This window comes from Cohnella sp. LGH (assembly GCF_017671885.1).
Taxonomy (GTDB): Bacteria; Bacillota; Bacilli; order Paenibacillales; family Paenibacillaceae; genus Cohnella; species Cohnella phaseoli.
This window is the reverse complement of the sequence record NZ_CP072117.1, coordinates 4,999,136-5,020,122: the sequence shown is the minus strand read 5'-3', so window position 1 is coordinate 5,020,122 and position 20,987 is coordinate 4,999,136. Positions and strand designations below refer to the sequence as shown.

Sequence of the window (20,987 nt, the reverse complement as noted above, 5' to 3'; positions counted from 1 at the left end):
AAGGGGAAGCGCGATGTCGGAGTTCATGAAGTCGCTCACATTCGGATTAAGCTGGCTGCTGCAATTTTCGCTGGCGTTCGGCGGCATCTATGCTGCTGCCAGGGTGATTTTCGTCCCGAGGAATCGCTGGCGCATTCAACTGAAAGGCTGGCGCAAGCGCCGCGCTCCCCGCTGGTGGTATCAAATCTGGCGGGTTGACCGGGAAAGCGTAGCTCTGCAAGAGAGAAGAGTGCTGCTCGCAGGCTGCGGCATACGTTATTCGCCGGAATCGTATTTGGCGCTGCGCCGTTGTCTGCTGACCGCACTGCCAGCGCTCGGGTTGACGCTATACGCATTGCAGATGAACAAGCTGCTCTCTCCGCTGACGATATGGAATGCGATCTTCGTACTTGCGATTGCGACGTTTCTGCTAACGCTCGATCGTACGGCGCTGCACGCCTTTCGCCGTCACCGGACGGATCGAATTCGGCGGGAGATCGTCGCCGTCATTAGCCAGCTTTTGTATTACACAGGCTCTCGGATGCACCTTCACGGCAAGCTGATGAAATGCTTGTCTCTGACCCGTCACATTCGCAACGAGATGGGGCTGCTGCTGAACGAATGGTATCATGACGCGGACGCCGCCCTTAAGCGCTTCAAGGAACGGCTCGGCACGGACGAAGCCTACGGCTTCGCCGAGAGCATCCGTTCCCTCCGGCTGAATGAAAGCGATGAAATCTATGCTCTGATGAGAGAAATCGTAAGAGACTACAAGGCGCAGATCGAGCTGTCCAGACAAAGCCGCAAGGAGACGACTTCCTACCTGCTGTTCGTGCTTGCGGGGGTTCCGATTTTATACACGTTCCAAGTGTTTCTGTACCCCTGGGTGCAGGAAGCGGCCAAGCTGTTCGACGCGCTGAATCCATAGAAGGGAGGTGCCGCATGAGAAATATTTTGATCACTGTGATGATGCTGATCGTTGTCGCGCTAATGTTCAATTCAATAATCGCGCAGGACAATACGGGAACGAAGGCTCGTATCGAAACGCATGGAGATACGGCCAATACGACGCTTGGCAATATGCAGCCCTAGCCGTGGCGCCGCTGGGCCAATCGTCGATGCTTCGGAAAGGAGATCTTAGATGAGACAGCTGCTTATGACGATGCTGTTAATTGTTACTGTGGCGCTGCTGTATATGTCATTTGCTCAGGGAGAAGATGGCGCCAACGCGAAAATTACGAATTCCGGCAGCCGGATCGCGGATCATCTATCCCGGATTAGTCCATGAAACAGCTGCTCGTATTCGTGCTGTTCGCGGCTTTGTTTTGCTGGCTGATGTTCTCTCCTATCTATAAACATGTCCTTGTTATTCGCCAGGCTCTGCTGCAGCAGGAGGTCGATTACATGCTGGAGATCGGGGCGAGCGGCAAGTACGGCTATATCGACAGTTGGATGGTAGAGCAGTCGCGCAGCCGGTTGGCCGGATACGGCTTCTCTCCGTCCGTGCTGGAGTACGAAATCTATTCTACTTCGGGGGCGGACAGCGGCGATCCGACCAGCCCGTTGCCAAGAGGAACCGGACTCCAACTGCGCATTGCGTATCCATATGAAAATTTGCTCGATATCGACCGTCTGATCGGACTCTCTCCTCCCTCGGAGCACGCCCGCATATCCGGCAGGGGGATGAAAATGAGCGAGTATGTTCCCGATTGATCGTCGGTCGGAGCGGCGGCGAAAGGAGTCGGCAGAAGAATGGCCAAGCTCTTGTTCAGCGTGCTGATGATCGTCTTGTGGTGGATGCTTCACGCCTTGCAGATCGACGAGGAAGCGGCCATGAGAACCGTTCACGAAGCGAAGCGTGCGATCGACCGCGCGGCGCATGCCGCAGCACAGCAGCTGGATCGGGAGAAGCTGGAGCTGGGCATCGTCTCGATCGATCCGGATGTCGCAGCGCAGACGGCTAATCAGTATATAAGCCGCAATCTGTCGCTGGATGCGAGCCTTGAGCCCCGGGCGGGAAGTTTTCTTCGCGATCCTGTCGAGGTCAGAGCATTCGAAATAATCAATGAAGGCGTCAGTTATCCGTATACGTATCGCAATCCGCAATACGATTACGAGGTCACGTTGAAACGTCCGGGCGTCGTGCTGATCGCCCACGTGAAGTATCCGCGCCTGTTCGGCGTGCTGGCGCCGGTCGAGTGGAACCTGAAGGGAGCTGCGGAGCTAGTATTCTAGTAAGGGAACCTGATGCAGGGGGGCTGTCCGGCTGGAACCTCGTATTCCGATTGACGGGAGGTCTCATCTTTGCTGTAATGAAATCAAGATGAAGATGAATCCGACCGAAGGGGATAAGCCAACGATGAGCAAGGTTCCGCCGAGCGGAGAATGGTCCGAACGCGTACATAGATTGCAGGCGAAGCTGGAGACGGCCGGAATGGCCGGCTGTCTGGTGACGCAAAATGTCGGCATTTATTATTTCACGGGCTCGATGCAGGCAGGATACGTTTTCGTTCCGGCCGTCGGAGAGCCGACCTATTACGTTAGAAGAAGCGTGACGAGGGCGTTGGCGGAATCGCGAATCAGAACGACCGAGCTGCTGTCGTTCCGCGCGTTCGGCGAGCAGCTTAGCGAGGACTACCCGCAGAGCTTCGCCGGGACGGGGGAGGCAGGCGGACAGCGCCCTCTTATCGGTTCCGATCTCGACGTGATGCCCGCCCAGCTCTATTTGAAGCTCGGAGAGGTTATATCCGGAGTTCGCATCGCCGACGCGTCGGGTTTGCTCAGATCCGTCCGCAGCGTAAAATCCGCATATGAGATCGATTGCATCTCCAATGCCGCAGAAGCCGTCGCGGCCGCTTTGGAAGAGGGGCTGGCGGTGCTAAAGCCGGGAATGACGGAGCTGGAGCTGATGGCGGTCATCGAGAGCGGCATCCGTAGACGGGGACATAGCGGATTAATGCGGATGCGCGGGTACAATCAGGAAATTATGACGGGCATCGTCTCGGCGGGCGAAGCGGCCGCCGAGCCTTCTTATTTCGACGGTCCGGCTGGCGGGCGCGGACTGTCTCCGGCATCGCCGAAAAGCGTCAGCCTTCGCCCGATCGGCAGAGACGAGCCCATATTGCTTGATCTCGGCTGCTGCATCGACGGCTATGTTATCGACCAGACGCGCACAGCGGTCATCGGGGCGCTGAAGCCGGAGCTTGAGGCGGCTTACCGGGTATCGGAAGAGATCGTTCGCGCCACGGAACGGCTGCTGCGCCCGGGGACGACGCCGGAGCAGCTATACGTTCAAGCGCTCGAAATGGCGGAATCCGCAGGGCTGGCCGGCCACTTCATGGGCTATGGCAAAGATCAGGTGAAGTTTCTCGGTCACGGCATCGGCCTGGAGATCGACGAATGGCCCGTGCTGGCCAGAGGTTTCCGCGAGCCGTTGGAGCCGGGAATGACGCTGGCCGTGGAGCCCAAGTTTACTTTTCCCGGACAGGGCGTCGTCGGCATCGAGAATACGTATCTGATTACCGAGGAAGGCTGCCGGACGTTGACTGTATCTCCGGAAAAACTGTATGAATATTTTGGCGCTAATGACGATTGCGGTTAAAGGGGCGAACGCGGCAAAGCCTTAGATTTTCTCCTCCCCGGAATGACAGTGTTTGCATAAGGTTATGCTTTTCTAGTAGGATAGTAGTATTCCGGGAGAGTAGGGGAGGGGAATCGGCATGCTGCAACTGGGAGAAAGAATCGTCATCGTGGATGACCGGTTTGAGCAGAATTTGCCTGTGGGCGAATATGGCTACATCATCGCCTATGATCGCAATAACGATAGCGCATTCGATTATATTATTCGCGTGCCTAAAGCCAATAGACAATTTTACGTTCCAGGCTCGGATATCGAACTGGAGAGAACGCTGCTGGAGATTGAGGCCGACCGGATCGAGAAGGAAGCTCTGATCGATTTTGCTTTGTCGACGCGCAACGAAGAGCTGTTCAATAGAATTATGAATGTCGAACGCACGGATGAGCAGCCTTCTGACGACGATGCGAGCAAAGAAGTGCTCAGTCGCGAGGAGTTCATTCGCCAGGTGAACCTGAAGGCTTGGATTTAAGCGAGCGCGAACGCGAAAACATCGGACAAAACGGTCTGAGGGCCGTATTTGTCCGATGTTTTTTTGCTTGACGTACCCCCGGTACGCCAAGCAAAAGTTCCTTGCATGGAACGAAAATTCGTCAAAATCTACTATCCTCGGAGTATGCATACACGCCCTAGCCGACTGTCGCCGGAGTTGCGAGAGGTACCGGAGCTGCTCTGCCGAACAGGAAACCTTGGAATAACGGTACGCCCGCCCGTTTCAAGTAAAGCCATTCCTCGGGACGCTCTATCCCTTCCGCCAGCACAACGCCGTGAAAACGCGCCGTTCGCTCCAGCAGACGGTCGATATAGCGCTGTTTGTCCGGATCTTCGTCGCAGTGGCTGACCCATTTTCGGTCCATTTTTACGTAGTCGGGCCGCAGTCGTTCAACGACATCCAGCGTCGCAAATCCCGTTCCCACATCGTCTAGGGCAAGCCGGACGCCTTCTTGCCGATAGATGTCGAATACGGCGGGCAGCCCTGGATCGTCCAGTGGCTCCGATTCCATGACCTCGAACACGCAGTCCCCGGGGTCCGTACCCGTTTCTCGGATGGTGTCGAATGTACATTTCAAACAGGTCTCGGGCCGATATAGGGACGAGGGGAGAAAGTTAACGAATCGTTTCACGCCCTGGGACAGATGCGCGGCTCCGACTCGGACGGCGAGCTTCCTCGCCGCCCGATCCAGGAACGAATGCTGGCCGATTTTTCTCGCGCTCTCGAACAGTCCGGAGGGCTGGAAAGGGGCTTGCTCCGGCAGCGGACGCGTCAGAAATTCATATCCGGCGACCGACCCGTCCAGTCCGACGATCGGTTGAAGATAGACAGTGAAATGGCGGTGCAAAATATAGTCGGCAACGCTCACGCCGCCAACTTCTCCGAACAGCTCCGCAAGCGATACCCAAGCGTCATCGGCCGGCTCGTCATCCGCAGCGGGATCGTCTTGTTCCGTTGCGAAGCGGATTCTGCACTGAACCGATCCCGCCTCGGCAGCGGGGAAATGCCGCTGGAGCTTGCTCATAAGCCGGAGCAACTGATTATGCTCCGAGTACTGCAGTTCCAGTCGCTCGGGCATCGTCTCTTCCGGGGCTGCCAGCTCAGCGATCGCTTGCTGCAGGCGCTCGCGCATATTCGGTGCTTCGGCGGCGAATTCCACCGTCCCGGCATCTCTAAGCGGGAAGGAAGAGAACGCCCGATGATAGCGAGACATAGTGAATCCCCCTTTTCATTGAGTTCCCTTAGTTTGTCCGATATAATAAAAAGAATGAGCGAAAATGCGGAAATAAGGAGGGTTTTGACAAGATGAGCATTACGATCAAAGACGTCGAGCATGTCGCCAACCTGGCCCGTCTCGATCTGTCCGACGCCGAGAAGGAACAGTTCGCGGGACAGCTTAACGCGATTCTTACATATGCAGAGAAGCTGAACCAGTTGGATACGGACGGCATCGAGCCGACGAGCCACGTTCTGCCTCTTTCCAACGTGATGAGAGAAGATGAAGTCAAGAGTTCTTGGCCGGTGGAGAAGGTGCTGCGCAACGCTCCGGAAGAAGAAGACGGCCAATTCAGAGTGCCAGCTGTTCTGGAATAGAGACAAGGAGGAGCAAAAAGATGTCGGTTTTCGACTTAAGACTGACCGAATTACATAATCGTCTTCAACATAAACAATTATCCGTTTCCGAGCTCGTTGAAACTTCCTTTAAGCGAATCGGCGAGACGGACGGTGAGATCGGCGCGTTCCTGACGTTAAACGAAGAGGGCGCGCGCAAGCAAGCTCAAGCGTTGGATTCTTTGCTGGCCGAAGGCGGGGAGCGCGGATTGCTGTTCGGAGTTCCCGCGGGCATCAAGGACAATATTGTGACGGAGGGACTTCGCACCACCTGCGGCAGCAAATTCCTGGACAATCACGATCCGATCTACGATGCAACGGTCGTTACGAAGCTGAATTCGGCGCAAACGGTGACGATCGGCAAGCTGAACATGGACGAATTCGCGATGGGCGGTTCGAATGAGAACTCCGCTTATCGCGCCGTGCGCAATCCGTGGAACCTGGAACGCGTTCCGGGCGGCTCCAGCGGCGGCTCGGCGGCTTCGGTCGCGGCGGGCCAAGTGTATTTCTCGCTCGGCTCCGATACGGGCGGATCGATTCGCCAGCCAGCCGCTTACTGCGGCGTTGTCGGATTGAAGCCGACGTACGGCCTCGTCTCGCGCTTCGGCCTCGTGGCGTTCGCCTCTTCGCTTGACCAGATCGGGCCGATTACGAAGAACGTCGAGGATTCCGCTTACGTACTTCAGGCCATCGCCGGTCATGACGGCAGAGATTCGACGTCCGCGAACGTCGACGTTCCGGACTATTTGTCCGCGCTTACGGGCGACGTAAAAGGACTTCGCATCGGTGTGCCGAAGGAATATCTCGGCGCAGGCATCGATCCGCAAGTAAAGGAGCGCGTACAGGAAGCGCTCAAGGTGTTCGAATCGCTCGGCGCCGTATGGGAGGAAATCTCGCTTCCGCACACGGAATACGCCATAGCTACGTATTATTTGCTAGCTTCCTCGGAGGCTTCCTCCAATCTGGCTCGTTTCGACGGCGTCCGTTACGGCGTCCGCGCCGACAACCCGGCCAACCTGCTCGACCTGTATCGCCGTTCGCGCAGCGAAGGCTTCGGGCCGGAAGTGAAAAGAAGAATCATGTTAGGTACCTATGCGCTTAGCTCGGGCTATTATGACGCTTATTATAAGAAAGCCCAGCAAGTGCGCACATTGATCAAGCGCGATTTCGACCAAGCGTTCGAGAAGTACGACTTGATCATCGGGCCGACGGCGCCTACGACAGCCTTTAAGCTAGGCGAGCAGGTGAACGATCCGCTAACGATGTACTTGAACGATATTTGTACGATCCCTGTCAGCTTGGCGGGAGTGCCGGCGATCAGCGTCCCTTGCGGACTGGCCGAAGGGCTTCCTGTCGGTCTGCAAATTATCGGCAAGCCGTTCGACGAATCGACGGTATTGCGCGCCGCGCACGCATACGAAAGCCAAGCCGGGTTCAGCGATTTGCGTCCGGCGCTGTCTTAGGAGGGTCTAACCATGTCTAAATACGAAACGGTCATCGGTCTCGAGGTCCACGTCGAGCTGCACACGAAATCGAAAATTTTCTGCGGCTGCTCGACTTCCTTCGGAGCGCCGCCTAATACGCATACTTGTCCGGTATGTCTCGGCCATCCCGGCGTTCTTCCCGTACTTAACCGCCAAGCGGTGGAATACGCGATGAAAGCGGCGATGGCGATTAATTGCGAGATCGCGGAATGGTGCAAATTCGATCGCAAAAACTATTTTTACCCGGATTCGCCGAAGGCGTATCAGATTTCCCAGTACGACCAACCGGTCGGACAGAACGGCTGGATCGACATCGAAGTGAACGGCAAGACGAAGCGGATCGGCATCACTCGCCTGCATCTGGAAGAGGATGCGGGCAAGCTGACGCATATCGACGGCGGCCTCGGCTCGCTCGTCGACTTGAACCGCGTCGGCACGCCGCTCGTTGAGATCGTCTCGGAACCGGATATCCGTTCCCCAGAAGAAGCGAAGGCATATCTGGAGAAGCTGCGGGCAATTATGCAGTACTGCGACGTGTCCGACGTCAAGATGGAGGAAGGCAGCCTGCGCTGCGATGCCAACATCAGTATCCGTCCATATGGACAGGAGAAGTTCGGAACTCGCGCGGAGCTGAAAAATATGAACTCCTTCCGCGGCGTTCAGCGCGGCCTGGAGTACGAGGAGCTGCGTCAGGCGGACATTCTCGACGGCGGCGGAGAAGTGGTGCAGGAGACGCGGCGCTGGGATGAAAGTCAAGGCAAAACGTTCACCATGCGCGGTAAAGAAGAAGCGCACGATTATCGCTACTTCCCGGACCCGGACCTTGTGCGTCTTCATATCGACGACGAGTGGAAGGCGCGGGTGCGCGCTTCGATTCCGGAGCTTCCGGATGCGCGTCAAGCGCGTTATATCGAGCAATACGGCCTGTCGTCCTACGACGCCGGCGTGTTGACGGCATCGATGAAGCTTTCCGATTTCTTCGAGGAAAGCCTTAAGCATACGAGCGATGCCAAGGCGTCGGCCAACTGGATTATGGGCGACTTGCTCGGCTATTTGAACGCGAACAATTTGGAACTGGACGGCGTCCAAATTACGGGCCAAGGCTTAGGCGAGATGATTCAGCTGATCGAGAAAGGCACAATCAGCACGAAAATCGCCAAAACCGTGTTCAAGAGCATGCTGGAGACAGGGAAATCCCCGCAGAAGATCGTGGAGGAGCAGGGCTTGGTGCAGATCAGCGACGAGGGCGCGATACTGGCGATCGTCGACGCGATTATCGCCGCCAACCCGCAATCCGTAGAAGATTTCCGCGGCGGCAAGGACAAGGCGATCGGGTTCCTCGTCGGGCAGATTATGAAAGAGACGAAGGGCAAAGCCAATCCGGGTCTCGTCAACAAGCTGCTGATGGATCGTTTGAAGGGGTAGTTAATGTTAAAATCAACGGCAACTCCGCGTTAGAGCGGGCTTGCCGTTGTGCCATTTTCAGAAGGATGTTGGGGGTAAAGCTTATGGAGATCACACCGTTGGACATTCGGCAGCGGGAAGCGGCCGAGGAAGTATGGGCGCTGCAGCATCCCGCCTACAGGGTCGAAGCGGACTTAATCGGCGTGGCCGATCTGCCGCCCTTGAAGGATACGATTCAAACGCTGCAGGAGTGCGGAGAAAGCTTTCTGGGCTACAGAGACGAAGAAGGAGAATTGATTGGAGCCGTATCGTATGAACGCGACGGGCCGGACCGCTTGTCGATTTGCCGCGTAATGGTTCATCCGAACGCAATGCGCCAAGGCATTGGAGCGAAGCTGTTGACGAAGGCGTTAGCCGCGGAACCGGCTGCGTCGACCTGGGGCGTAACGGCGGAAATCCGCAATTCGCCTGCGCTGCGGCTCTATGAGAAGTTCGGATTCGAGCGCAAGATGACGTTTAGTCCGGTTCCGGAGATTACGATGGTTCAGCTTATACGGCCGCCTTCAGCGAGTTAGGGGCTTTGAGAGATTGTCCCGGCCTCCGACTTAAGCCTAGGTTCGGCCCCGTCCAATTGCCGTTGTTGGGTCGAACCGGGGCATGATACAATGAGTCAAACAAACCGGAGCAGGGGCGTATGGGGATCTGAAAGGGATCTCATCGTCTCGCTGAAATGAGACTGTCGGAGGGATCAGTATGAAAGAAGCGGACAATTGGAATCCAGGGGCAGGCTACCCGCCGCCTCCAAGCCCGGACTCGGCGAATGCGGCCTCTGCCGCGCAGCAGCAACACTGGCCTCCAGGCTACGGGGCTTCCAGCTCCTATCCGGAGCGTCTGCCGAACGCCAGACGGAAAAAGAAATGGGTGGCGGGTTGGCTATCCTTTATGATTCCGGGGACTGGGCATATGTATTTAGGGTTGATGGGCAAGGGAATTGTGTTGATGTTGATGATAGCTCTGGACATCGTGGCCATCACGCAAGTATCCAATAATAGCAGCGCGCTTCCCGTTCTATTTTTTTCGCTGCTTATTCCCATTATTTATTTCTACACTTTGTTCGATGCGATTCAAAGCACGGATGCCGTGAACGACCGCTCCGGCTCCGCCGCGGCTTCTTACGGCCATCGGGCGGGATGGGGGCCAGCGCCGTCGTCGGCTCCGATTCCCGGACCGTATCCGGAGCAGGTCGGCTGGGAGCAGGCGCCTCTCGGGGGAGCCGCCGTGCAGCCGGACGCCATGCAGCCGCAGCCGCATTCGCAGCCGGTACAGCCTCCAGCCGCGCGCGGTATGCCGCCCGTCGCCATCCTTGTTGTGGCCGGAGTGGGCGTGTTGATGCTGCTGACGTCGGGATCGAGCTGGACGCATAAGCTGTTCAACTCGGCAGGCTCTGCCTTCGGGGCCGTCATTCTGATCGGAGCGGGCATTGTGTACTGGTTTTGGGAAAATCGCGGGCACAAGGCTGGCAGGAACTGAACGGGCTGGCGAGAAGGCGGGGGTTTATTCCATTGACAACGACTGAACGCGGACCGTAGAATAGATTATACGTGCGTCAGTGCGCATAAGTTATACGAAAGGCTGTGAGAGCATGGAATCCAGGGTCGAGCATGCCGTGGACCAGCTCAAATCCGGCGGAATCCGGATGACCCCCCAACGCTACGCCATACTGCAGTACCTGATGGAATCGTATACGCACCCGACGGCGGACGATATTTTTCGCGCCCTGTCGCCGCAATATCCGAGCCTGAGCGTGGCAACCGTTTATAATAACTTGAAGCTGTTTGTAGATGCAGGACTAGTCAAAGAGCTGACCTACGGGGACGATTCGAGCCGGTTTGATGCAGATATGTCGGATCATTACCACATTACTTGCACGAGCTGCGGAACGATTGTCGATATCGACCTGCCGCCCGTGGAGGACGCAGAGCGGGCCGCTGCCGCCATGACCGGCTTCAGCGTGTTCGGTCATCGGCTTGAGCTTTATGGGCTCTGTCCAACATGCAAGGGCATGCATTCTTAAGCGATCACAAGAGCAACGAACACGCTGAGCGTACACTCGGCGTGTTTTTATTTGCACGCGGCCGGTCATTCCCCGTATTATCCAGCAACCTGACGGGGATTACAATCGTTTAATAATAAGGACAAATCATGCACGCAGCTCAGCAGAAACGGAGTTGAAACGGTTTTGAATCATGAACTTGCCCCCAGACGGAGACGCGACGGCCGACGATCGCGCAAGTGGCTGCTTCTTCTGCTGCTCTTCGCGATAGCGGCAGGTGTTACAATCTGGTGGAAATTATCTCATTCGGCCAATACGTCTTACGTAGTTCCGCAATATACCGCCCAGCCTAATCCGATCATGATTCGAGGGGAATGGACAGAGCAGTACGCACGCGGCAGCGATGAAGGAATGCTGATTCCGATGCCGATCGCCTCGCGTCTGTTAGGAGACGGAGTGCGGTATGAGGAGAAGACGGAGAGCATTATTCTGACGAACGATACGAAGGTAATGCACTTTAAGACCGGGGAACTGGACGCGACGCTGAACCGCAAGCCGATGACGCTGCGATTCGCCGCCAAGAAGTTCGACGACGATTTGTATTTGCCGATCGCTCCGCTTACGGAGCTGTTCGGGATTCAAATCAAGCTCGCGGAGTCTACCGGTATCGTCACCTTGTACGAGCCGGGCGAGGAAGTCCGGCATGGCAAAGTGTCACTGAGCAAGACAAAAGGAATTACGATGAGGGAAGGCCCTGCAAAATCCTATCCGATTGTCGAGGATTTGCTTGCCGGGACGGACGTTCGTATATTGGAGGAGGAAGAAGAGGGCTGGTATAAAATCCAATCCGCTTCCGGTCATTTCGGCTACGCTGCCAAGAGCGGAGTAGCGATCGGCGAACTGGAGACGATTCCTTCCGAGAAGGAAGATGACAAGCCGTTCGTCGCCTGGAAGTCCGAAGGGCAGAAAATTAATCTGACCTGGGAGGCGGTCTACTCGGCTAATCCGGATACGGCGAAGATCGGAGAGCTGCCGGGAGTTAACGTAGTCAGCCCAACCTGGTTCGAGCTTGTGGACGGAGAAGGAAATGTGCGCAGCAATGCGAACTCTTCTTATGTCAAGTGGGCGCATTCCAAAGGGATTCAAGTATGGGGGCTGTTCAGCAACGGGTTCGAGCCCGATCGGACGCACAACGCATTGTCCAGCTACGAGTCTCGATCTGTTATGATCCAGCAAATGCTGGCTTATGCCAAAACATTTAAGCTGCAAGGCGTCAATATCGATTTCGAGAACGTCTATACGAAGGATAAGGACAATCTGGTGCAATTCGTTCGCGAGATGACGCCGCTTATGCATGAGCAAAATCTTGTCGTCTCCATCGATGTGACCGCCAAGTCGAATAGCGAGATGTGGTCTGCGTTTCTGGACCGGAAGCGGCTGGGAGCGAGCGTCGATTTTATGATGCTGATGGCATACGATGAGCATTGGGCGTCCAGCCCGGTCTCTGGCTCCGTTTCCTCGCTGCCGTGGACGGAGAATTCCGTCAGACGCATTCTGGAGGAGGACGGGGTTCCGGCAAGCAAATTTATTTTGGGCGTCCCGCTGTATACCCGGATATGGACCGAAGAGCCGAACGGGGAGGGCGGCGTTAAAGTGTCTTCCAAAACGATGAGCATGAACGCCGTCAACAAGCTGATCGAGGAGAAGAAGCTTAAGCCGGTTTTCTCTGCGGAAACGGGACAAAATTATGTGGAATTCAAAGAAGACAAAGCGCTTAAGCGAATTTGGATCGAAGATGCGGTGTCCATGAAGGCGCGAGCGGAGCTGGTCGGCAAATACGATCTAGGCGGAGTGGCGTCTTGGAGAAGGGGCTTCGAGTCTCAGGATATTTGGGATGTGTTAGATAAAACTCTGCAAAATAAATGATAGTTGAACAAAAACGGGGACTGTTCCATAAGCAATCGAGTTGTCCTAGGTGATTATCGATGAAACGTAAAATGTGCATGTATAGCCATGCCGTTCGCTTCGCTCAAGGCACAAAACGGAATGAATCCGTTCGCCTTGGGCGTTTTTTTTTGTATGCCAGAGTTGCAGAGATATTCAGTACACTACAAATCACATGGAAGGGAGTGGGCCGCTTTTATTACTGGGTGACCCCAAGTATAGGTGTAGATTGCCTTTCCAAACACAAATAAGTGTCGCCACGAGCTGCCATACGCTCCTGAAATCTAAATTGGGCACCCCGTATAAGAGGCGATTTCAGGACCGTATGAGGTAGTCTCCAAGCTAATCGTGACCCACACTGTTTCCAATTAAAATTGAACTTTTAGGGCGGATCTATTTGCACTCAAAAGTTTACGTAGCGAAGTTAGTGGGAAAATCGTACAACACAGCTCGAATAAGGCTTAAGTGGAGAACATTTGTTCGAAAATTCGTACAAAGCTACTCGGTTCAGGCTCAAACGACGGACGTTTGTAGGAATAACCGTATAAAGTTACTCGAAATCCCGCAAATAGACTTTACGGCCGGTTTCCGCGGAAAGATAGAGAGCCTCCAGCAGCTCCGCCAGAGCGATCGCATCGTCGAGACGGGCATTCCATTCGTCGGGCAGCTCGTTGTTCGGAGCAGAGGAACCGTTGGACTCTTTCCGCTTTTTAGCCAACTCGATCGCTTCCAACCAATTCGACAGCGTCGAAGCTTCGGCAGCATCCGGCATCTTAGAAGCATCGCGAGCCAGTTCGGCTTGCTCCTCCATTCCATAAGCTCGAACGACAGCGTCCGAAGGCTGAAGCAGCTTCCGGTGGATGCCGTTTGCGCCTCCTCCCAAAAAGCTGCCCTCCGTTCCGTACAGCTCGATCGCAAAGGGAGACTGCCCGGCAACATAGCTTGTTTCGCAAATCGCAATCGTTCCGTTCGCATATTCCAGCACGCAGACGGCGTTATCCTCGGCCGAATGTCCGGTGAACCGGGACACAACGGCGGTGACGGCGTCGGGGCGTCCCAAAATGTCGTGCGTCAAGTACAAGCCATGAGCGCCGAGGTCCGAGAAGACGCCATAAGGAGCATCCAGGAACCGCGAGGCGAAAGAAGTTGTCGCCGCAATTGCGCTGTGATGGGCGTTGCGAACGCGCATGCAGGTGACTTCGCCTAACGCGCCGGAGCGAGCCGCATTTGCGGCAGTGAGATTTACCGGCCAGCGCTTAAGCGACATATCGACGGCAAAGCGGATGTTCGCTCGGCGAATGTACGAGGCGACCTGTTCGGCTTCGTGCAGCGTCATCGCCAGCGTCTGATCGGCGAGCGCATGCTTGCCGGCCTGCGCGGCCAGCTCAATCAAAGACGCCGCCTGGGCGGGAGAACTATCGATTATTACGCCGTCGATGTCCGCTCTGTCCAGCAAAGCCGTCAAGCTAGGCTCGAACGGCAGGCCGAATTCCGCGGCATGAGCCGTTCCGCGCTCATGATCGTCATCCCAGACCGCTACCAGCCGCGCTTCCGGGAATTCGGCCAAGTCTCGCACAAAGCTCCGCGTATGATAGGGATTCCAGCAGCTAAGCAAAGCGAGTCGAATCATATTTGTGCAAACCTCCTTTACATATTTACAGCGATCATCGCCAGCAGGCCCGTTCCGATGCCCAGCAAGCCGCCGCGGCTAAGCTTTTCGCGGAACAGCCAAGCGGAGGCGAGCGTCAGCAGCACGATCATCGTTCCGTTAACGAACGGGAACAGCAGCGCGCCCGGCAAACGGCTCGTCAAATAAGCGACAAGGGCGTTGCCGATTCACGTCGCCGCGCCTATACACACGATCAAGCCGATCGCGCTCCAGGACATTCGTCGAATCGGCGCACCAAGAGCAGCTTCGGGCCTACGCTGCGCTGACTCGTTCCGTCGGCGGCCTAACGCGACCCATACTGCCAAAGCGCATACCCCTGCGGACGAGAAGCCGACAAGCATCAGCTCCGGAGCTTCCTGTCCGTTCATCGCGATCTGGTGCAGCTTGGCGACAACCGGCAGCAGCCCGTTAAACAAAAAGGCCAGCAGGCAATAAGCTAGCCAGCGAATGTCCGTCTTGGCGCGGGCAGCCTGCGGCTGCGCGCCGAGCACTTGAATGAAATAAAAGGAGAGCAGAAACAAAGCTAGACCGGCCAGCTTAAAGGGGCTTGCAGGCTCTCCCCACAGCGTCAGACTGGCGACAACCGGCACCATCAGGCTGGCGGAAAAATAAAAGGAAGAGTACGATAACAGCCCCATACTCATTGCGCGAGCATAGAAAAACATTGTTAGCACGAAGACGACGCCATAGGCCGCGCCATACGCCCATGTGGTCGCTCCGATCGACGCAGCTCCAGAGAAAACGCGCCATAGCATCAAACCGGCTGCGATCATCTCCGAATAAGCAGCGATGACGCCGATCGGGCCGCGCGCGGAGCGAGGCTCCGGCAGCAGCTTAAGGCACAGAGATTGAACGGTGAACAAAACAGCGGCGACTAGAGCAAGCAGCACGTTCCGTCCTCCGTGTTATTGCGCAGCCGCGCGTCCGAGCATCGGGAACAGCTCAGGCCATTCCTCCGCGCTTGGACGGCGACCGTAATCGGCGATCTCGAACGGCTCGGCATAGCGAACAAGCTGCGCAGCGTAATCCCCGTAGCCGGAAATAAGCGCCTGCCGCATTTCGTCCGAGGCGTTAATAAACTCTCCCCAATGCTTCAGCAGGAAGGCTTTTTTGTCCTCCCAGCTCTCCGTAGGGACCTCGTGCAGAAACCCGGCCTGCCATGGCGTAAATTCATAAAATTGCGTCGAATGGGCGTCGCAGGCGAGCAGCTTCTTCTCCAGTGCCGGGCCGATGTCTATGGCGATGTCGCAACGATAACAACTTTTCAACGAATAGTCCGGCATCAGCAGAACAACGGGCGGCTGGGCCAAAGCCGGCGCGTCCGGCACGGCGTTCGGCGTTTTGGCCGCGAAGGGCACCGCGTCGCCGACGACTCGGCCTGCGTAACGGTTATCGGGATGCGCGCCCCCATCTGGATGGAAGGAGACGACGATGTCCGCCCGCCAAAGCCGAATTTGTCTAATCACTTCATTGCGAACGGCAATCGTCGGCAGCAGCTCTCCGTCCGGGGTGTCCAGCACCTCGTATTCGTCGATGCCGAGCCGGCGCGCCGCCTCGGCGGCTTCCGCTTTTCTTGTCGCAACAAGCTCGTCTCCGCCGACGGAATAATGGCCGCAGCGGCCGTCCGTCAAGGACAGAAATTTGACGCGATGGCCCTGCTCCGCATACAGCGCGGCCAGTCCGCCGGCGTAAATATCCGGCTCGTCGGGATGCGCCCCGATGACGATGATTCTAATTTCCCTGCTCATCCTGAACTCCTCCATTTATCTTTTTCTTCGAGCTATCAACTCGTCAGCCCCATATCTCGCAACGTGTGTTGCAAGTACTGCCGCGAGGAATCCAGCCGTTCGTCCATTTCGTCCCAATAGCTGAGCGCCTCGTAAGCGTCAGGGGCCATCAGTTCGCCTGCCGCGATTCGGCGTTCGCAGACCGTTGCCAGACGAACAAGCTCGGCCACCTCCGACAGGCTAAGATCGGGGTGGACGGTCCGCCATTCTTCGCGGTAAATGTCCATATGCATCAAGCCTTTATGATCCTCCACTTGCACATGCAGGCTCGGGTTGAACTTGGCAATCTCGGCGAAAATAGCCCGATAATCGACCACGCCTTGGCCGGAAGCCTTCAACTGCCTCACAAGACCGTTTTCCGAAAAATAAAGAATAACGTCCTTGGCATGCATCTGATGGATGTAAGGAGCGGCTCGACGGGCGACCGCGACCGGGTCCTCGGCCCGCGCGAACACGTTGGCTGTATCGAAGGCGATGCCAAGCGCGTCCTCGCCGACTTCCTCGATCATTCGCAGCACTTCGTAGGAGGTGATCTCTTCGTGCGTCTCCAAGTTAATGCGGGAGCCGGTGTCGCGCAAAACCGGGGCAAGACGTTTCAGGAAACGCGTCGTCGCTTCCAATTGCTCCTCCCAGGTCACGTCCGTTCTGAAACGATCGTTGACGAAATAGCCGGAATGTCCGCCCCGCCAGCCCGCCGTAACGCCGATCAGCTCCTTGGCTCCCAGCAGCGCGGCGGCTTGAATCTGTTTCTCCACGGCCAGCTTGTAATCTCCTCCTCCTAGCAGCCAAATTTCCGGCGATTCCGACGTATTGAACGGATTCACCCGGCCGATTCCAAAGTCGACGTACAGGCCGAGCTCCGCGGCGCAGGCGGCCGCTTCTTTAAGTTCACCGGCGTCCAGCGTCTTGGAAACATAGATCGGAGATTTGTAGTAGACGCCCTCGTAGCCGTCCTTCTTCGCTTTTTCCAACACCTGACCGATCGGCATATATTCGTCTTCCAAATAACCGTGGTGCAGCTCGATGCCTACTTTCATAACGGTTGTCCTCCTCTTGTCTGATTTGATCCACAAAGAAAACCGGAGCCTTCTCCGCGGCTAGGACGTGTCTGCAAACCCGCTCAGAGGCATCTATCACCGCCTTTTCGCTCGGAGTATGCAGACACGCCCTAGCGGGAAAGCCCCGGCATTTGCATCGTTTCAAGCTTAATTACGGCTGCAAAGTTCCGTTATAGATTTCCAGCAGCTTGCCGACGCCTTTATCGTTGATTTCCTTCACATAGCCGTCCCAATCGGTTTCCGGGGAGAGCTTGCCGTACACGAATTGCTCCAGGCCGCGCAGGAAGAAGTCGTGAACCGTCGTGCTTCTCATCGTTTCTTCTTCTTTGTCGGCGGAAGTCAGCTTCGGCACTTTGGCGACGGAAGGGAACCAGCCCTTCTCGTTAGCTTCCGTCGTCAGCGTATCGACGAGCGGATTGTTAAGCACCTTGGAGAACCAATCGTACGTGAACACGGTCGTGAAGTTGTTGTTAGAAGCGCCGATATCCCACAGCGACTTCTGGATGCTACCGCTGTTTTTCACCGCATCGGTGAAATCGCGGCTGCCGTCTTTTTCGACGAACGTCTGTTCCTGAATGCCCCAAGTGCCCAAGTTAACCGCTTCGTCGCTGTACAGCCAGTTGACGTATTCCAGCAGTTTATCCAAGTTCGGCTAATTGGCCGCGCTCGCCGGGATGACGTACGCGAAGTTGATGCGCTGCGCGGACGGTCCTTTGACTCCGCCTGGCCCTGCGATCGGAGGAAGAGGAGCCAGCTCGAAGTCGGGATCTACGTTCTTCTTGCCGTCGGCGTTAATCTGGCCGAGCTCGCTGATCCACGTATACGTGAAGACGCTCTGGCCCGTCGCCATCTTTTGTTTCCACTGATCCGTGCTGGAGGTGAAGATCTCCGGATCGGCCAACCCTTCCTTCATCAGGCGGCTCAGAAACGTGACGAATTGCTTGTAGTTGTCGCTCGTGTAGGCATACTTCGAATTTTCCGGCATCCGGGTTGAAAATAAAGCCTGTTCAGTCCAAGATCGCCGAATACTGGTCGAACAATCTGTACGTCATTATTTTGAACGTTCAGCCTATCGTCCAACTGCTGCAAAACTATAAACTTACTCCGGGCAGCATTTTATTTATTGCCGACAAGAACGGAACGATGCTGGCCTCCTCGGAGGAAGGCTTTACGAGCGATCCGGATTTGCAGGCTTTTATGAAGGCAAGTTTGAGCGAAGGCGGCGCTTCCGAGCAGGCGATCTACAAGAAGCAGAAAATGCGAGTGATTACGCTCAATACGAGTTTCTTCTATAATGACGACGTGATGATCGTAGGCGTGCCGGAAAACGATATTCGCAGCAGCTTAAGCAATCTGGAAAATTTGCGGATTATTTCGGCGGCGTTTACGTTATTGCTGTCGCTGATCCTATCCGTTGCGTTTAGTAAAAATCTGTACGCCCCGATCAAGTCGCTTGTCGAACGTCTGAGCGGTCCTCATTCGAAGGGCAAGCAGCCTATGAACGAGTTCGAATATTTGGACGACGAGATTGGCCGAATCATGAGCAGCGTCCAATCGTTGAATCAGCAGCTTTCCTATGCTCTGCCGCTTGCGAATGAGCAGTTTGGAAGGAGTGGAACGGGAGCTGTACGAGCGCTATTGCGCGGAAGTGGTGGATTTGTTCCGCAGGGATGAGGATTTTCTACGGGTTCATGCGGGCATCGGCGGCGTTCATCCAGGCTACGGCGGCATGCGGCGCTCCTACGTCGAAGCGATGAAGGCGCTATGGCGCATCTCTCCGTTTGACGGCAAACGCGTGTATGCTTTTGCGGAATCGGACAAGGAGGCAGGGCCGAAAGGAAGAGCTTCGCGAGCTGGTCGAAAATACGATCGATCGCAACGTGTCCTCCGGTATCTCCGCACCGCTGATGCGCGAGCTGTATATGAGATTTTACTCAATTGGCCTTCAAGCGCTGAAGATGAGGGACAAGGAACTGGAGGAAGAGGCCTGCAGAGCGTATACCGATTTTATTTTGTCCAACGACTCTTGGTCGGCGGACGAGATCGCGGAAGCCGTGCTCGCGTTTTTCGACAGTGTCGTCGGGGCCGTCGCCGGAGGAAACGCCAAATTCGATGTGGGCGCGTTCAAGGCTTTCATTGACGAGCATTACCATGAGGACATTCATCTTGAGCTGCTGGCCGGCAAGTATAAAATTTCCCCGCAATATATGTCCCGACTGCTCAAGCGGGAGCTGGGCGTCGGTGCGATCGGGCAAAAGCACGCATAAAAAAAACGGCTTCTTAGGCGGAATCCTAAGAGCCGTTTTTTAGATGGCAGTCCTTGTGGGGAATTAATCACGACTGCGACTGCAAAGGGACTTCGCTGCCGCTGTCCGCCGGCTTTTCCGTCGCTTGCTTCGGGTCCCATGTCAAAATCGTATGACAGTACATGCAGCGGTCCGTCGTACCGAGCACTTTCGTGTTCTTGCCGCATTCCGGACATTCAAGCACCGGCGCGCTTGTCGACAGCATGCCGATATAGAAGTACATCCCCATGCTGATAAAACAACTGATGATACCGAACACCATGAAGACGGCCGCGATGATTTTGCCGACTTCTCCGAACATCAGGATGCCGCTTGTCCCGAAAACCATGATGCCCATCCCGATCATAACAAGCAGCAGCGCCCATGTTCTCATCGTCGATATTTTGCTGGCTTTCCACTTCATATTGCAATCCTCCGTCTTTTTAATAAAGCATGGCCCCATTCCTGACGCAGCATTGCAATTTGAATACGCCGCTAAGCAGGAAAGCGGGCCTGCGTTGTAGAACTAGAGCATACTTGCAATTTTATTATAGCTCACATCGTACGGCCAAACCACCTTAGGACGCCGCGATTCGAGCTGGAATTAGAGCAGAGGTGTGATAACGTGGCGCAGGCGGGCAAGCTGGGGTTCGATATCTCAAGATTGGCGGCGGAGGAAGGAACGACGAATCTTCTGCTGATTGCAAAACCGTTCTCTCAGCAAACGAGACTGGACGGACTTGATCGTCTTGTACTCATCGTAAAGGAAGGCGAAGCTTCCGGCAGAGAGATTGAGCATTGGCTGTGGGACAACGAGCGCGTTCAGGTTCGCCGAGTTTCTCGGGAGCAGCTGGAGAGCTGGATCGTAGGAAGCTCCAACCGGGGAAGCGCTTATTGGCTAATGCACGGGGAAATCGTGGTCGATCGCGACGGATATTTGAGCGATTTGCGCAGCCGGCTTATGAATTGGTCTCCACTCATTATGGAGCAGAAGCTGCTAAGCGAATTTTCGCGTTTCGTCCGGGCATACCAGCAGGCGAAGCAGGATCTTAAGGACGGTCAAGTTCTGGATGCCTATTCCAATGTTCTCGCTTGTCTTCATTATTGGGCTCATATCGCGCTTGTGGAAGCGGGAATGCATCCCGAGCTGACGGTATGGGAACAAATGCGCACCGTGAATCCGGGGATTTACAAGCTGTTCGAAGAGCTGACGGCAAGTCCAGAAACGCTGGAGCAACGAGTCGAGCTCATTCTGCTTGCTTGCGAGTTTTCTATAATGAATAAAATGGAAACGAGCTGCGCGCTATTGATTCGGCTGGTTGCAAGCCGCGAAGAGGCGTGGACGATTGCCGAGCTCATGCGGCATCCCGATTTGGCGGGGCTATCGCTGGAATTGTCCGTTCTATTATACAGGCTCGTAAACCGGGGCTGTATTCGCGAGATTGCCAAGCCTTCTCCTTCGCGTGCGAACGGTATTCTAGAGCTCAAATATACGTCCGCATAAGCCTGTAAAAAGAAATTCAAAAAATGTCGAAAAAACCGTTGACTTGCCTATTGTATCTGTGATAAATTATATTTCGCCGCCG

Annotated in this window: 26 protein-coding genes and 1 pseudogene; 18 read left to right on the top strand and 9 right to left on the bottom strand. The window is 55.6% G+C overall.

Annotated elements, in window-relative coordinates; genetic code table 11:
- The first annotated feature begins 13 nt into the window (after positions 1-13).
- From J4772_RS21720 to J4772_RS21690, 7 genes are all read left to right on the top strand, one after another.
- Positions 14-907 (top strand): hypothetical protein, encoded by an 894-nt coding sequence (locus tag J4772_RS21720; RefSeq protein WP_209071359.1) that lies wholly within the window; start codon positions 14-16, stop codon positions 905-907.
- 14 nt (positions 908-921) lie between these two features.
- Positions 922-1,071: a hypothetical protein gene (locus J4772_RS21715; RefSeq protein ID WP_181918100.1), complete on the top strand. Its 150-nt coding sequence runs from the start codon at positions 922-924 to the stop codon at positions 1,069-1,071.
- Between the two features lie 49 nt (positions 1,072-1,120).
- Positions 1,121-1,267 (top strand): hypothetical protein, encoded by a 147-nt coding sequence (locus J4772_RS21710; protein ID WP_181918099.1) that lies wholly within the window; start codon positions 1,121-1,123, stop codon positions 1,265-1,267.
- Complete coding sequence (locus J4772_RS21705) at positions 1,264-1,692, top strand: hypothetical protein (protein WP_209071358.1); 429 nt, start codon at positions 1,264-1,266, stop codon at positions 1,690-1,692. The genes J4772_RS21710 and J4772_RS21705 overlap by 4 nt, the downstream gene beginning before the upstream one ends.
- Positions 1,693-1,731: 39 nt before the next feature.
- Positions 1,732-2,214, top strand: coding sequence for a hypothetical protein (locus J4772_RS21700; protein ID WP_209071357.1), 483 nt, complete (start codon positions 1,732-1,734; stop codon positions 2,212-2,214).
- A 124-nt stretch (positions 2,215-2,338) separates the two neighbouring features.
- Positions 2,339-3,580, top strand: a complete 1,242-nt coding sequence (locus J4772_RS21695; RefSeq protein ID WP_209071356.1) for a M24 family metallopeptidase — start codon at positions 2,339-2,341, stop codon at positions 3,578-3,580.
- A 118-nt stretch (positions 3,581-3,698) separates the two neighbouring features.
- A complete protein-coding gene (locus tag J4772_RS21690) occupies positions 3,699-4,085 on the top strand; it encodes an ATPase (protein ID WP_209071355.1) in 387 nt (128 codons plus the stop codon).
- A gap of 157 nt (positions 4,086-4,242) precedes the next feature.
- Here J4772_RS21690 and J4772_RS21685 read toward each other — a convergent pair whose 3' ends face one another.
- A complete protein-coding gene (locus tag J4772_RS21685; protein WP_209071354.1) occupies positions 4,243-5,319 on the bottom strand; it encodes an EAL domain-containing protein in 1,077 nt (358 codons plus the stop codon).
- A 92-nt stretch (positions 5,320-5,411) separates the two neighbouring features.
- On the opposite strand from J4772_RS21685, the gene gatC reads away from it, so the two are divergent.
- The 7 genes from gatC (at position 5,412) to J4772_RS21650 (ending at position 12,584) form a co-directional block, all read left to right on the top strand.
- The gene (gene gatC / locus J4772_RS21680) at positions 5,412-5,699 is read left to right on the top strand and encodes an Asp-tRNA(Asn)/Glu-tRNA(Gln) amidotransferase subunit GatC (RefSeq protein WP_209071353.1); all 288 of its coding nucleotides are present in this window, start codon (positions 5,412-5,414) and stop codon (positions 5,697-5,699) included.
- Between the two features lie 20 nt (positions 5,700-5,719).
- Positions 5,720-7,180, top strand: a complete 1,461-nt coding sequence (gene gatA, locus J4772_RS21675) for an Asp-tRNA(Asn)/Glu-tRNA(Gln) amidotransferase subunit GatA (protein WP_209071352.1) — start codon at positions 5,720-5,722, stop codon at positions 7,178-7,180.
- A 12-nt stretch (positions 7,181-7,192) separates the two neighbouring features.
- On the top strand, positions 7,193-8,626 hold the full coding sequence (gatB, locus tag J4772_RS21670) for an Asp-tRNA(Asn)/Glu-tRNA(Gln) amidotransferase subunit GatB (protein ID WP_209071351.1): 1,434 nt from the start codon (positions 7,193-7,195) through the stop codon (positions 8,624-8,626).
- 83 nt (positions 8,627-8,709) lie between these two features.
- The gene (locus J4772_RS21665) at positions 8,710-9,180 is read left to right on the top strand and encodes a GNAT family N-acetyltransferase (RefSeq protein ID WP_209071350.1); all 471 of its coding nucleotides are present in this window, start codon (positions 8,710-8,712) and stop codon (positions 9,178-9,180) included.
- Positions 9,181-9,358: 178 nt separating this feature from the next.
- Positions 9,359-10,135, top strand: a complete 777-nt coding sequence (locus J4772_RS21660) for a hypothetical protein (RefSeq protein ID WP_209071349.1) — start codon at positions 9,359-9,361, stop codon at positions 10,133-10,135.
- A gap of 112 nt (positions 10,136-10,247) precedes the next feature.
- Positions 10,248-10,679 (top strand): Fur family transcriptional regulator, encoded by a 432-nt coding sequence (locus tag J4772_RS21655; RefSeq protein ID WP_116064896.1) that lies wholly within the window; start codon positions 10,248-10,250, stop codon positions 10,677-10,679.
- 165 nt (positions 10,680-10,844) lie between these two features.
- Positions 10,845-12,584, top strand: a complete 1,740-nt coding sequence (locus J4772_RS21650; protein ID WP_116064895.1) for a glycosyl hydrolase family 18 protein — start codon at positions 10,845-10,847, stop codon at positions 12,582-12,584.
- A 568-nt stretch (positions 12,585-13,152) separates the two neighbouring features.
- Here J4772_RS21650 and J4772_RS21645 read toward each other — a convergent pair.
- The 7 genes from J4772_RS21645 to J4772_RS21615 form a co-directional block, all read right to left on the bottom strand.
- Entirely contained in the window at positions 13,153-14,232 is a 1,080-nt protein-coding gene (locus J4772_RS21645) for a Gfo/Idh/MocA family protein (RefSeq protein WP_209071348.1), read from the bottom strand.
- A 17-nt stretch (positions 14,233-14,249) separates the two neighbouring features.
- Positions 14,250-14,414, bottom strand: a complete 165-nt coding sequence (locus J4772_RS21640; RefSeq protein WP_209071347.1) for a hypothetical protein — start codon at positions 14,412-14,414, stop codon at positions 14,250-14,252.
- Between the two features lie 24 nt (positions 14,415-14,438).
- Positions 14,439-15,161 carry a hypothetical protein gene (locus tag J4772_RS21635; protein WP_209071346.1) on the bottom strand — a complete coding sequence of 241 codons (723 nt, stop codon included), beginning with the start codon at positions 15,159-15,161 and terminating at the stop codon, positions 14,439-14,441.
- A 15-nt stretch (positions 15,162-15,176) separates the two neighbouring features.
- Positions 15,177-16,019: a PIG-L deacetylase family protein gene (locus J4772_RS21630; protein WP_209071345.1), complete on the bottom strand. Its 843-nt coding sequence runs from the start codon at positions 16,017-16,019 to the stop codon at positions 15,177-15,179.
- Positions 16,020-16,054: 35 nt separating this feature from the next.
- Complete coding sequence (locus J4772_RS21625) at positions 16,055-17,095, bottom strand: sugar phosphate isomerase/epimerase family protein (protein ID WP_209071344.1); 1,041 nt, start codon at positions 17,093-17,095, stop codon at positions 16,055-16,057.
- Between the two features lie 172 nt (positions 17,096-17,267).
- Positions 17,268-17,762, bottom strand: coding sequence for a type 2 periplasmic-binding domain-containing protein (locus tag J4772_RS21620; RefSeq protein WP_209071343.1), 495 nt, complete (start codon positions 17,760-17,762; stop codon positions 17,268-17,270).
- 6 nt (positions 17,763-17,768) lie between these two features.
- Positions 17,769-18,101 (bottom strand): extracellular solute-binding protein, encoded by a 333-nt coding sequence (locus J4772_RS21615; protein WP_209071342.1) that lies wholly within the window; start codon positions 18,099-18,101, stop codon positions 17,769-17,771.
- 5 nt (positions 18,102-18,106) lie between these two features.
- On the opposite strand from J4772_RS21615, the gene J4772_RS21610 reads away from it, so the two are divergent.
- The 3 genes and pseudogenes from J4772_RS21610 to J4772_RS21605 all read left to right on the top strand — a co-directional run bounded on the left by J4772_RS21610 (position 18,107) and on the right by J4772_RS21605 (position 19,383).
- Positions 18,107-18,790 (top strand): hypothetical protein, encoded by a 684-nt coding sequence (locus J4772_RS21610; protein WP_209071341.1) that lies wholly within the window; start codon positions 18,107-18,109, stop codon positions 18,788-18,790.
- Positions 18,765-18,824, top strand: a pseudogene (locus J4772_RS37590) (hypothetical protein); the annotation flags it as partial. The gene J4772_RS21610 and the pseudogene J4772_RS37590, both read left to right, overlap by 26 nt.
- 97 nt (positions 18,825-18,921) lie before the next feature.
- On the top strand, positions 18,922-19,383 hold the full coding sequence (locus J4772_RS21605; RefSeq protein WP_209071340.1) for a helix-turn-helix transcriptional regulator: 462 nt from the start codon (positions 18,922-18,924) through the stop codon (positions 19,381-19,383).
- Positions 19,384-19,450: 67 nt separating this feature from the next.
- Here the strand turns inward: J4772_RS21605 and J4772_RS21600 are convergent, their stop codons facing one another.
- The gene (locus tag J4772_RS21600) at positions 19,451-19,825 is read right to left on the bottom strand and encodes a DUF2614 family zinc ribbon-containing protein (protein WP_209071339.1); all 375 of its coding nucleotides are present in this window, start codon (positions 19,823-19,825) and stop codon (positions 19,451-19,453) included.
- A gap of 201 nt (positions 19,826-20,026) precedes the next feature.
- Between J4772_RS21600 and J4772_RS21595 the strand changes: the two genes are divergently transcribed.
- Positions 20,027-20,905 (top strand): nucleotidyltransferase-like protein, encoded by an 879-nt coding sequence (locus J4772_RS21595; protein WP_209071338.1) that lies wholly within the window; start codon positions 20,027-20,029, stop codon positions 20,903-20,905.
- Positions 20,906-20,987: the final 82 nt, after the last annotated feature.